The organism is Paenibacillus amylolyticus (assembly GCF_047302515.1).
In the GTDB taxonomy this organism is placed as follows: Bacteria; Bacillota; Bacilli; order Paenibacillales; family Paenibacillaceae; genus Paenibacillus; species Paenibacillus amylolyticus_G.
The window spans coordinates 105,877-118,150 of sequence record NZ_CP168019.1 but is presented as its reverse complement, the minus strand read 5'-3'; the positions used below and the strand labels follow the sequence as shown (position 1 = coordinate 118,150).

13 protein-coding genes are annotated in these 12,274 nt (G+C 45.7%); 4 read left to right on the top strand and 9 right to left on the bottom strand.

Going from position 1 to position 12,274, the window contains the following annotated elements:
- Positions 1 to 242 precede the first annotated feature (242 nt).
- Positions 243 to 407, bottom strand: coding sequence for a hypothetical protein (locus ACDJ59_RS00595; protein WP_155984997.1), 165 nt, complete (start codon positions 405 to 407; stop codon positions 243 to 245).
- 152 nt (positions 408 to 559) lie between these two features.
- Between ACDJ59_RS00595 and ylbJ the strand changes: the two genes are divergently transcribed.
- Positions 560 to 1,813, top strand: a complete 1,254-nt coding sequence (gene ylbJ, locus ACDJ59_RS00590) for a sporulation integral membrane protein YlbJ (protein WP_413407285.1) — start codon at positions 560 to 562, stop codon at positions 1,811 to 1,813.
- A 104-nt stretch (positions 1,814 to 1,917) separates the two neighbouring features.
- Complete coding sequence (locus ACDJ59_RS00585; protein ID WP_036673293.1) at positions 1,918 to 2,721, top strand: NAD kinase; 804 nt, start codon at positions 1,918 to 1,920, stop codon at positions 2,719 to 2,721.
- 27 nt (positions 2,722 to 2,748) lie between these two features.
- On the opposite strand, the gene ACDJ59_RS00580 is transcribed toward ACDJ59_RS00585, so the two are convergent.
- Together ACDJ59_RS00580 and lipA are read right to left on the bottom strand one after the other, a co-directional pair.
- A complete protein-coding gene (locus ACDJ59_RS00580) occupies positions 2,749 to 3,156 on the bottom strand; it encodes a YutD family protein (RefSeq protein ID WP_413407284.1) in 408 nt (135 codons plus the stop codon).
- A gap of 14 nt (positions 3,157 to 3,170) precedes the next feature.
- A complete protein-coding gene (gene lipA / locus ACDJ59_RS00575; RefSeq protein WP_210109819.1) occupies positions 3,171 to 4,070 on the bottom strand; it encodes a lipoyl synthase in 900 nt (299 codons plus the stop codon).
- Positions 4,071 to 4,310: 240 nt separating this feature from the next.
- Between lipA and ACDJ59_RS00570 the strand changes: the two genes are divergently transcribed.
- Positions 4,311 to 5,381, top strand: a complete 1,071-nt coding sequence (locus ACDJ59_RS00570; RefSeq protein WP_413407283.1) for a M23 family metallopeptidase — start codon at positions 4,311 to 4,313, stop codon at positions 5,379 to 5,381.
- An 87-nt stretch (positions 5,382 to 5,468) separates the two neighbouring features.
- Here ACDJ59_RS00570 and yunB read toward each other — a convergent pair whose 3' ends face one another.
- The 4 genes from yunB to zwf form a co-directional block, all read right to left on the bottom strand.
- Entirely contained in the window at positions 5,469 to 6,347 is an 879-nt protein-coding gene (yunB, locus tag ACDJ59_RS00565) for a sporulation protein YunB (RefSeq protein ID WP_413407282.1), read from the bottom strand.
- A 264-nt stretch (positions 6,348 to 6,611) separates the two neighbouring features.
- The gene (fsa, locus tag ACDJ59_RS00560; RefSeq protein WP_036605718.1) at positions 6,612 to 7,256 is read right to left on the bottom strand and encodes a fructose-6-phosphate aldolase; all 645 of its coding nucleotides are present in this window, start codon (positions 7,254 to 7,256) and stop codon (positions 6,612 to 6,614) included.
- An 86-nt stretch (positions 7,257 to 7,342) separates the two neighbouring features.
- Positions 7,343 to 8,236 (bottom strand): phosphogluconate dehydrogenase (NAD(+)-dependent, decarboxylating), encoded by an 894-nt coding sequence (gene gnd / locus ACDJ59_RS00555; RefSeq protein WP_017692367.1) that lies wholly within the window; start codon positions 8,234 to 8,236, stop codon positions 7,343 to 7,345.
- A gap of 584 nt (positions 8,237 to 8,820) precedes the next feature.
- On the bottom strand, positions 8,821 to 10,275 hold the full coding sequence (gene zwf / locus ACDJ59_RS00550; RefSeq protein WP_413407281.1) for a glucose-6-phosphate dehydrogenase: 1,455 nt from the start codon (positions 10,273 to 10,275) through the stop codon (positions 8,821 to 8,823).
- Between the two features lie 415 nt (positions 10,276 to 10,690).
- On the opposite strand from zwf, the gene ACDJ59_RS00545 reads away from it, so the two are divergent.
- Positions 10,691 to 11,011: a winged helix-turn-helix transcriptional regulator gene (locus tag ACDJ59_RS00545; protein WP_036605715.1), complete on the top strand. Its 321-nt coding sequence runs from the start codon at positions 10,691 to 10,693 to the stop codon at positions 11,009 to 11,011.
- A 115-nt stretch (positions 11,012 to 11,126) separates the two neighbouring features.
- On the opposite strand, the gene ACDJ59_RS00540 is transcribed toward ACDJ59_RS00545, so the two are convergent.
- Both ACDJ59_RS00540 and ACDJ59_RS00535 read right to left on the bottom strand, forming a co-directional pair.
- The gene (locus ACDJ59_RS00540; RefSeq protein WP_413407280.1) at positions 11,127 to 11,684 is read right to left on the bottom strand and encodes a hypothetical protein; all 558 of its coding nucleotides are present in this window, start codon (positions 11,682 to 11,684) and stop codon (positions 11,127 to 11,129) included.
- A gap of 8 nt (positions 11,685 to 11,692) precedes the next feature.
- A complete protein-coding gene (locus ACDJ59_RS00535) occupies positions 11,693 to 12,058 on the bottom strand; it encodes an AraC family ligand binding domain-containing protein (RefSeq protein WP_413407279.1) in 366 nt (121 codons plus the stop codon).
- Positions 12,059 to 12,274 lie beyond the last annotated feature (216 nt).

Sequence of the window (12,274 nt, the reverse complement as noted above, 5' to 3'; positions counted from 1 at the left end):
CGTCTGATTCCCCTTTCTGATGTCGAATTTTGCCATATATTACACGTTCCATGAACATTGTGAAAACAGTAACAATATCCAGGCCACAAAAGCCTTTATCTCCATTCTATCAAAAAAAACCAAAAAGTCCTATATAACATGAAATCATCAGGACATGTAACCTGCCATCTGTATATAGGACCTTATTCAAAACATAACACAAAAAAAGCGCCAACCGCTTGGGTTGGCGCACTAGATTTTCATTAATAACTCCGCCAGTCCTCTTCCTCAGAGCGTACCAGCGAGGCACGTATCACATATACAAAAGCACAGACCAGGATTCCGGTGACAAGACTCATGATCATCACTCCATCCGAATTGAATTCCACCTTGGAGACAATTAGGTGACGTTCAGGCGTTTTTCTCATTTTAGCACACATCACTCAAAAACACAGCCACTTTTGCAAGCGCTTTCTACGTATAATTTTGTACTGTTTGTCCACTTTTTTTCATATATTGATGGCAATAACATCACAGACTTCCGCACACCGACCATTCCAAAAATAAAGGAGAAGAATTCATGGCTGCTTCACAACGACTCACCCATGTCCTGGTCACACTCGCTCTCCTGATCCTTTGTGTGTTAATGGTCTTGTATCCAGCGGAAACCTGGCATGCAGGTGTACGCGGACTGTCCATCTGGTGGGACGTATTGTTTCCCTCCCTTTTTCCTTTTTTGGTGCTGTCCGAGCTGCTGCTCGGCTTTGGCATTGTTCATTTTCTAGGTACCTTGCTGAATCCACTGATGCGTCCATTGTTTCGTGTTCCCGGAAGCGGTGGTTTTGTATTTGCCGTGAGCTGTGCATCCGGTTATCCTACAGGGGCGAAACTGACCGCTCAGTTATGGGCACAAAAGCTGGTTACTCGGGAAGAAGGAGAACGGCTCGTTGCCTTCACTACATCATCTGATCCGATCTTCATGATTGGAGCGGTATCGGTTGGATTCTTCCATAATGTCGCCATTGCTCCAGTATTGGTTGCGAGCCATTACGCCGCAGCTTTTCTGGTGGGTATGCTCATGCGTTTTCACGGGGGTACAGCAAAAGGCTCACACCAAGACATCTCTTCTGCATCTCCATCGGAGGGGATACCTAGAAACAGACTGGTCCGGGCCATCTATGCGATGCATGAAGCAAGAAAGGCTGACGGACGGGCATTCGGTGAACTGCTGCGCCAGGCAGTCTCCTCATCCCTTCGCCTTATTATTATCGTAGGAGGGCTGGTTGTATTCTTCTCGGTCATGATGGAGCTGCTTGTCCAGACCGGTTGGCTTGGCGGATTATACGGGATAACCGAGCAATTGTTACGACATAGCGGACTGCCTCCATCCTTATCTCCTAGCTTGGTCGGTGGGCTGTTTGAAGTAACTCTGGGGAACAAAGAGGCTGGGAGTGCCGGGGCATCCATCCCACTCGTCTTTAAAGTAGCGGCAGCAGCCTTTGTTCTCTCCTGGGGCGGATTATCCGTCCATGCACAGATTATGAGTGTTCTTAGCAACACACCCATGAGATACGGTCCATTTCTATTTGCCAGAGCAATTCATGCGCTAATCGCACCTGTGCTGGTCCTGCTGTTGTGGACACCCATGATGGGACGTTCCTCTTCACCCGTTCTCATGGAGCCCGGTTTCGCCCCATCGTTATCGACGTATACACCGGACTGGGGACTGATTTTCTTATGCGGAATGATTGTTTTTGTAAGCCTCATCGTGTTGTTGTTATTCCTTGCGATATTAAGTTCCATTCTCAAGCCTAGACGACATGCCAAAAAATAAGTGAACGATTCATCTATATTTAACTGAATATGCGCCCAAACGTTGTGTTCTTCCGCGGAATTGATTATCATCGGTATTATAATGACCACAAAGGAGCTTTCATCTTGAGATACTATGTTCAAGACCGCGGAGACCAGTTATCGATTGATCTCAGTCAGCAGTTTCACGCGCTGGCGAAGGAAGAAGGGTTCAAGCTGGATGCAGAATCGCCGGAGATTGTTATCTCCATCGGGGGCGATGGTACGATGCTGCAGGCATTTCACAATTTCATCGACCGTATTCCGGATATTGCTTTTGTTGGGGTTCATACAGGCCATCTCGGCTTTTACGCCGATTGGAAGAAGGAAGAATTACGGGAATTAGTCAGGCTCATGAGTGGCAAAGGAGATCCGGAGCGTCTCAAACCACGCATTGTACAATACCCGCTATTGGAGCTTGAGATTCGGAAAAAGTCGGGGAATTCCTCTTACATCGCCCTTAATGAATTTACGTTAAAAGGTGTAGACGGTACCGTTGTGGCCCAGGTTGATATTAATGATGTGACATTTGAGATGTTCCGTGGGGATGGCATCTGTGTATCCACGCCATCAGGCAGCACGGCATACAACAAGGCCCTTGGTGGTGCCATGGTTCATCCGACCATCGAGGCGATTCAGATTGCGGAGATTGCATCGATTAATAACCGGGTCTATCGTACACTTGGTTCACCGGTTATTTTGCCCAAGCATCATCATTGTGATATTTTCTCCCGCAAGGATCAGCGGTTACTGATGACCATTGATCATGTGAATGTGATGGTGGAGGATCTGATCTCCGTCCGTTGTCAGGTATCCAGTCACAAGGTCAGTTTTGCACGTTTCCGCCCTTATCCATTCTGGAACCGGGTTCGCACGGCATTTCTTGACTAAAATAACACACCAAAAAAGCGGTCCTTCTCAGGAACCGCTTTTTGCTTTGGCTTGAGGTTGATCCTTGCTCTTCTGAAGCACAAAATACGCACAGCCAAAGTTGCAATATTCATTGATATAATCCACCATACTGGCGATCGTGGAATCCTTCGTTGCTTTTGGATGGTTATCACGGTAAAAACCTTTTAACCTTAACTGGCTATAACCCCAGTCTCCAATAATATAATCATAACGCTCCAGCACTTCACTGTAACGATCACGGAAAACCTCTGGATTCCAGCCCTCTTTGTGGTTCTGGACGATTTCATAATTTTTGCCGCCGATCTGTACAATGACCGGCTCTTTGGGCTTTTCCTCAACCGATTCAACAACTGAATCCTGAACCGGCTCCTGAAGTTGGTCCTGAATCTGTTCTGTGATTTTTTCTTCTTCCAATCCGGTATCCCCCATCACGCGTGTGTTGCCGCCTGTTCAGCATGTTTGGTAGCCGATTTCACCTGTTCATGCGCATGGTAGGAGCTGCGTACCATCGGGCCGGACTCGACGTGGCTGAACCCACGTTTTAATCCTTCCTGTTTCAATGCAGCAAACTCCTCTGGCGGATAATACTTTTCAACATACAGATGTTTCTCCGATGGCTGCAAATATTGACCAATCGTCATAATATCACAGTTCACCGCACGTAGATCATCCATTGTTGATAAAATTTCATTATATTCCTCACCTACACCAAGCATAATGCTTGATTTCGTAGGGATGTTAGGTTGCATTTCTTTGGCACGAGCAAGCAATTCCAGTGAACGCTTATATTTTGCCTTGGCACGCACTTTGTCTGACAACCGCTCAACCGTCTCAATATTATGATTCAGTATATCCGGTTTGGCATCCATTACAATCTGCAAAGATTCCAGATCGCCCAGAAAGTCTGGAATAAGTACTTCAACGCTGCACAATGGCAACCGCCGCCGTACGGCCTTCACCGTCTCCGCAAAAATCGTAGCTCCCCCATCCTTCAGATCATCACGGGCTACACTTGTAATTACGCAGTGTTGCAGATTCATCTGCTCTGCTGCTTCCGCCACACGTTCTGGTTCCTGCAAATCAAGCTCCGTTGGCAAGCCTGTATTCACCGCGCAAAAACGGCATGCCCTTGTGCAAATATCGCCCAAAATCATAAAAGTGGCCGTTCGATTGGCCCAGCATTCATAAATATTCGGACATCGCGCTTCCTCACATACCGTATGCAGCGTTTTGGAACGCATCATCGTTTTCATTTCCTGATAGTTATCGCCGGTTGTCAATTTGATCCGAATCCAATCCGGCTTCGGTTCTTTAACACGTTTTGCCAATGCATAAACCTTCTTTCTACTGAAGTTAGGCTGTTGCTCGGAACATATTATACCATGAAAGCGCTGGAAAAACCCCCATTTGTCACATCTTGTGCATTCATGCCCGATATGGACAATTTGTATAATTCGTTTCCCCCCAAGAGCTTACATGGATAAAATGAGAACTTTTGAAGAACGCTAACCTTTAGCTTGGTTCATCGGGTACCTTGTATCATTCTAATGGAAAGGGGCTGCTTCCCAGTGCAACAACGCTTGACCTTCAGGCACACGTACCGCTTTTGGATCAAAACATTACTTGCAGGTACTCTGCTTCTCCCATTCTTGCCTGTTGAAGTTTACAGTGAACCCGCCCAGGCCGCTCCCAAACCACAGGCTACCGAGTTAAAACCCGCAGAAATTTTCGCTGCACGTCGCCATTTATATGAAACCATCGGTCAGATGACCCAGATTCCCTGGTACAGGCTTGCTGCCATTGATCAGTATGAACGAACGATTACTCGTGCACATCCAAAGGATCGCAAGCATCCAGAGCGGCTTACGGGTATCTTCATGACCCCTCCGGCTTGGAGAGGATGGCTAAATCCCGATGAGACGGATCAACATCCGGAATCCATTCTTTTTTTCAAAGGATATGGACGTGATGGTTCAGGAGACGGTATAGCGGATGCCAACAATGATCAGGATGTGCTGTACAGCATGGCTTCTGTTATTCAAGGTTACGGAAACAAACAAGAGGACTTCAACATTGCCTTGTGGGAATATTATCACAACTCCCGTGCTGTGCAACGGATACAGCAATTCGCGAAGTTATATGAGCATTTTGACAATCTGGATCTATTCGGCCATGCCTTTCCGGTCCCACTCGGAACCAACTACTCCTATCGTAGCACCTGGGGGACGAAAAGAAGCTGGGGCGGTTATCGCATTCATGAGGGAACTGATATTTTCGCTCCGCATGGCCTGCCTGTGCGCAGTACCTGTTATGGGGTCGTGGAAATCAAAGGCTGGAATCCGTTTGGCGGCTGGCGCATCGGTATCCGGGATTTGAACAATCATTATCACTATTACGCCCACCTCTCGGGTTTTGACCAAAGTGCACGCATCGGTGAAGTTGTAATCCCCGGTCAGGTAGTAGGTTGGGTTGGCAGTTCGGGTTACGGGAAACCTGGGACACAGGGCAAATTCCCTCCGCATCTGCACTATGGGATCTACCGGGACAGCGGATTGCACGAATGGTCGTTCGATCCTTATCCACAGCTGAAACATTGGGAACAGGATGAACGCAAACAAAAGAACAAGAAAAGTAAGTGAGACGAGGATATGCACGATCAGTAAAGCGAAAAGGGACCTCTTTAATTGAGGCCCCTTTCTTTGCTTAGTAATTCAAATTTGTGTGTATCATGGGTGCGCGTCCTTATTGAGCTGCAATCCCCCATTCACATCAGGCAGTTCATCCGGCTCAATTTCAAGTTCATTCCCTTGCAAATGGTCTGACGGCGTCTGTTGCTGGTTCTGGCTAGGGGGATTCGTAGTTACTCCATTACCGTTTGATACACCCGTATGACCTGATGGCAGCGCAATAGCTGGAGCATTACTGCCGTTACTGCCCACTGGCTTGCCCTGATTATCGTAATAATACATTGGCACATCCCCGACAACCAGAAGGTAGGAAATCGGGATTTCCGTATCGACTGTTTCGGGTTCCATGTCGAAGGGCACCACGACCGCGACCTCAGCAATGATGTGAATGTACACTTCCACCAAAATCATGTTAATACCCGCATTCTGTTGACGGGTGTTCAGATCCACTTTGACAGCGCCTTGGGGCTCTATACGAACCGGTATACTCGGGCCAAATGAAGCCAACACCGGACTGCCGAGCGCCTGCCCCAGAGGGATTTTTTCTTTTAACATGTGTACATTCTGCAGCGTGGATTGCACAATATTCATCGTACTTGCTGTGATTCGCATATGCTCATTGTAGTTCAGCATGAAACCGGACACTTTCCCGGTGGTATCCGTCTTCCAGTCAATCAGTCCTTCGTTGGTTTTGCCATCTGCGACCTGTGCTGTAATCGCCTTGTTGATCGCTTCAGTCGCAATCTGCTTCACTCTAATCTTGGCCAAGTGCATGATGGGGGGCTTCATCTTTTTATCCACATAAGCAAAGCCCTGCATCAAACAAAACGCGGTGACCAATAAAATGATCAACCACATTTTGCGTTTGCCGCTTGGCGGCTTACGGCGTCTCCGGCTTCGCCATTTTCTTCTCATCATCGAAGTGTCCCTCCCCTACGGGATGAGCTATAGGCTATATGTTAACCTTATGCACCGTTGTCCCGAAAAAGAAGGACAGTACATGGACACTGGATAGAAAGTAACAACAACATGAAAGGGACAAGCACTCCTCATTGGCTTAACTAACCTCGAATCGGAAACTACATAAACAGAGATAAAAAAAACCTTTCACCCGCAGATTACTCTGCAAGGCAAAAGGTTTTATGTTCAGACCACCCAAAGATTCAGGCCATGTCTATCCTTTTATTTCGGAACAGATTCCCAGTCTTTCAGGAAACGTTCAATCCCGCTGTCCGTCAGTGGGTGTTTCCAAAGTGTCGGGAGAAGCGAACCCGGAATGGTGGCAATATGCGCACCGGAAAGGGCTGCATCTTCTACATGTTTGATATTGCGAATGCTTGCTGCGATAATCTCGGAAGGCAGATCATACATGTCCAGAATAAGACGCAGATCACGAATCAATTTCATACCATCCACCGCAATATCATCCAAGCGACCAACGAATGGACTGATGTAGGTTGCACCGGCTTTCGCCGCCATCAGGCCCTGTGCTGCAGAGAAAATCAACGTAACATTGGTTTTGATCCCTTTTTGCGTTAACTCATGACAAGCGTACAACCCATCTTCGGTCATCGGCAATTTAATGACTACATTCGGTGCCCATTCTGCAATTTCATAAGCTTCCTTCAACATATCCTCGGCTTTGAGACCGATGACTTCAGCACTGACCGGGCCTTTAACAACGCCACAGATCTCCTGAATGACTTCTTTAAATACGCGACCTTCTTTGGCAATCAAAGACGGGTTGGTCGTGACTCCATCCACCAGACCCAGACGTTCGATCCGTTTGATTTCTTCCACATTCCCTGTATCCAAGAAAAATTTCATGATATGTTACCTCCACTTGATGAATTCGTAAACACGATATAATTCATTACCCGATTCTCATCATATGTTAACAGTTATATATAAAATTAATTTTTCTCTACAGCGTGACCGCCAAATTCATTACGCAATGCTGCTACCACTTTACCTGTGAATGTGTCTGTTTCCAGGGAACGATAACGCATCAGCAAGGACAAAGCGATAACCGGTGTTGCGGTTTGAAGGTCAAATGCCGTTTCTACCGTCCAGCGTCCTTCACCGGAAGAGTGCATTACGCCTTTAATTTCATCGAGGTTTGCATCTTTGGAGAAGGCACGTTCTGTCAGCTCCATCAACCAAGAGCGGATAACGGAACCGTTGTTCCATACACGGGCCACTTGTTCGAAGTCGAAATCAAACCCACTTTTCTCCAATACATCAAAACCTTCACCGATAGATGCCATCATACCGTACTCGATACCATTGTGAACCATTTTGAGGAAGTGACCGCTGCCCGCTTTACCAGCATACAGGTAGCCATTCTCTACGGAAGTATCTTTGAATGCCGGTTCAACGATTGCCCAAGCTTCCGGGTCTCCACCGATCATATAACATGCGCCATTACGTGCGCCTTCCATACCGCCAGATGTACCTGCATCCATGTAGTGAATGCCTTTGGGTTTCATCTCTTCGTAGCGACGAATGGATTCTTTGTAGTGGGAGTTACCCGCTTCAATAATGATGTCGCCTTTGGACAACAATGGACTAACTTCTGCCAATACAGCATCTACTACGTTGTGGGGAACCATGATCCACAATACACGTGGGGATTCGAGCGAAGCCACCATCTCTGCGTATGAAGATACGCCTTCAGCGCCGTATTCTTTCATTTCATTTACTGCTTCAGCGTTCAGGTCAAAAGCAACCACTTCGTGTTTGTGATCAATCAGGTTTCTACCCAGGTTCAATCCCATTTTTCCTAATCCGACAAGTCCAAGTTTCATTTCAAAATCCTCCTGTTATGAACAATGTTTACATTTCATTTGCGTTCAAAATTAAAAATAAGTGCTTAACGTTTGGAGAAGTAACCGTTCCGGTCACGAATCGTTCTTTTGATCGCTGTTATCCCCAGATTTTTTGAATCTCCTATATAGGAGAAAATCCGGGGATAAAGGCGAAGTGTATGCTTACGAAGTAGCTTTCTTTCAGAAAGCTTTTAGCTTTGCTTCTACAGAATCGATTTCGTCCCCTACACTACATTCTCAGCGTTCAAGCCAACCCATTTTCAAAACTGAACCGCTAATCTATATTCAAAAATTTTCACGGCCTTCCGGCAAACATAACCGGAAGGGCTTATGCAAAATTGGAACGGTATGATTCGTAATAGTTACTGTATATATCAGTTTTTTGCATTATTCGATTCAACTTGCTCCTGAGTACAAGTTCTAGGGGAATAAAACATTTCGTTTTATATCCTGTTGACTTGGAAAGGTTTGTTTGGATTTGTGCAAATGATTATTTGTGAGCAGAACGGATTGTACTGTTGTTTTTACTATTGTGTTCTCTTATGCTCACTCTTTCGTTTCACTTACCACCAACGGAAGCCGTCTGCTGCTGTCAAACGATCTGCTGACTCTGGTCCATGCGAACCTGCACTGTACGTATCCAGTGGCACGCTGCCCGCTTCGAATGCTTCCTGAATCGGTTGCACCCATTGCCATGCCAACTCCACTTCATTCCAGTGAGCGAAGAAGGTGGAATCTCCACGCATCGCATCAAAGATCAGATTCTCGTAAGCTTCAGGGATGTTACGTTTACCTGAGTTGAAGGTCATATGCATTGGTTCCACTTCATCATGGTTCAATGGATTCTTCGCATTTAATTGAAGCGAGATGCTTTCTCCCGGACCAATTTCAATCGTCAGCAGGTTAGGTTCCGTTGTATTTTCGGATTCATGACCGGTCTTCAGTGGAGCCTTGAACTCAACAACGATTCGGGTGGATTTCTCAGCCAGGCGTTTACCTGTACGGATATAAAATGGAACCTCACTCCAGAATGGATCATCGATCCAAAGTCTTGCAGCAACATAGGTCTCATTCTGAGATCCGGCTGGAATGCCAGGCTCGTCCAAATATCCAACAACCGAGGAACCTTTCAGCTCACCTGCTGCATATTGCGCACGAACAACTTCAGAAGCGATATTTTCTTTTGTCAACGGACGAAGTGCTTCAGCAATTTTTTGCTTTTTGAATTGAATTTCTTCCGGTGTGCAACGTTTTGGCAAATGCAAACCAATCATCATCAGCAACTGAAGCATATGGTTTTGGAACATGTCACGAAGGGCACCGCTTTGGTCGTAATACGCGGCACGTTCTTCAACACCCACCGTCTCACTAGCCGTGATCTGTACATTGGCAATATAACGGTTAGACCACAACGCCTGAATCACCGGATTTGCATAGGTGAGCGTCTCAATATTTTGAACCATCGGTTTACCAAGGAAATGGTCAATGCGATAGATTTCTTCTTCCGCAAAGGTATTGCTCAGTTTTTCGTTCAAATCACGAGCTGATTGCAGGTCGTGTCCGAATGGTTTTTCGATAATCAGTTTCTTCCAGCCTTTGGTGTTACCCAGGCCACTTTCTTGAATGTTTAATGCGATTGGCTCGAAGAATTCCGGTGCCACCGACATGTAGAACATGCGGTTTTCGGGAATGTTAAGCTCTTGTTCACGCTGTTGAACCAGTTCCAACAGTTTGGTGTAATCTTCAAGCTTCGTATTATTTAAAGAACAGTAACGGAAAGCGCCAATGAAATCACGAACCTGAGATGCTTCTTCCGGCGTCTGACGTGAGAATTCATGCAGTGACTTTTCAACATTCGCCTGGAAGTCCGTATCCGACAATTCACGTCGTCCCAATCCGATAACGGAGAAGGATTTCGGCATTTTCTGATCCATGTACAAGTTATATAATGCAGGGTAAATCTTGCGTTTGGCTAAATCGCCTGTTGCCCCGAACAGGACAAATGTCATTGCATCCATTGGAGTGCCTCCTGTGATCTGTGCAGTATAGTATATGATGTTGCAAAATGTTCAAATCCAAGCATGACAAAAGACGGAATAAGTGGGTATGGTCCCCGCCTTGCCTCCGTTTATATAACGCACCTGAATTCAACCATGGAACATTCCTTCTCTCCACAACCTGTGTTTAGGTTATAAATTGTAACCATTTGAATTAACGTTACCCATATTACACCTGTCGTCACAATTCGTCAACAATCGTGTCGAACCTGTGAACTCCAGTGTTTATAGGGTTTTTATTTGATGATAACGCTTTATGTGGTAACATTAAGAACAATTGGCATGTGACATTTTACACATATGGCCTGTGGACAAGTAGGTTACAATAAGTATACTAATGATATTACAAGCAATACTAAATCAAAGGAGTACAATCATGAGCGATGATGAGAATGCCAAGCAAATATGTACAAAAGTGGAACAATCTTATCAGATCATTGGCCGAAAATGGGTAGCCCTCATTATCCATGCGTTGATGGAGGAACCCAAACGCTTCAGTGAGATTCACGCTTATATCCCTGACTTGAGCAAACGTGTGTTAAATGAGCGAATGAAGGAACTGGAGGAAGAGGGACTTGTGGTTCGCCATGTGGTCACGGAACGTCCAGTTCGAACTGAATATATGTTGTCACGAAAAGGCACGGAACTGGGGAGAGCGCTAAGCGCCGTGGAACGTTGGGCTGATAAGTGGTTGTAACAGCTTGAGGAATCCTTAATGTTTATTTAGCTTGAAGGTTACCGATGTGCATCCCGGAGGTGAGTATCGCATTTAGCAACTGGCTAGTGCAACCCGCATCCGGGATTTTTTTAATTCAAACGGTAAATACTAATTGTGTATAAAGACGTAATAACGCTATTATTTTACAAACTAAAATAATGCTTGCTGCACCGTTCAAATTGTTGCCGATAATACAACGGGCTCGTCCCGGCAGATTTGCGAAATAACTGGATGAAATACATCCGTTCGGAAATCTGGCACGTCTGCCCCTCCTCTTCACCCAAAGTGATGTTGTCTCAAGGAGTAAGTAGGCTTTCTTCAGCCTTCGGGCTGTGACGTAGTCCGTTATGCTTCTACCTGTCTCTTCATGAAAAATGCGGGAAGCATATGATTTGTACAAGTGAACATCTGCCGCTATCTGGTCCAATCTGATCTCATAATCCAAATGCTTTTTAATCCACCACATCATCTTCTCCAAGTGTCTAAAATGACGTGAATCCGTTAACTGTGATAGCGCTTCATCTGCTCCCTCTTTTTGTTGATCCAAGACACTCAATAGCTGAAGCAAAAACAGCACCGATTCTTCCCATTCTCCCCCAACACGACTCCGAGACTGATTGTAGCTCTCATACATCCAATCCACTTGATCCATATGGGAACTCAGGTCAAAAACTTGCTGCTGATTGCGCCCATTCCACAACCTCGAAAAAAAGAACGCCGATGCGGGAACGCTTCTAGATAACGATCCATGACTATCGGCTCTACATAGAAGATATTTCGCTCATACGGGGTATTGGGATGAACTTCGACATAGACATGATGCAATTGATAGGGTTGGAAAAAGAACAGCATGCCTTGGCCAATCGGATAGGTATGATTGTTAACAACTACTATGCCCTCACCTTGATGAACGTATAGAAATTCTCCACATTGATGCCAATGATAATATCCTTTGAAATGGTCCACAGACTTGATTTGATAATCCCACGCTAACGTAGATCCTCCAAATTCCACACGCTCCAGCATCCCTGTTCACCCTTCCATATGATGACAACAAAACAACATTTCTTCATATCCTAACACAACTTTGTACGAATAGAAAAAGATATACTGAGCACATGAGAAAGCGTTATCTTACTTTCTAATTCTACACTCAGGAGGCTGGATATGACTAAACCAGATCGGCTGTTACAACCACATATTGGCAAGAAGTAATGCAAAGGTTGGAAGGAAAAGTAGGTG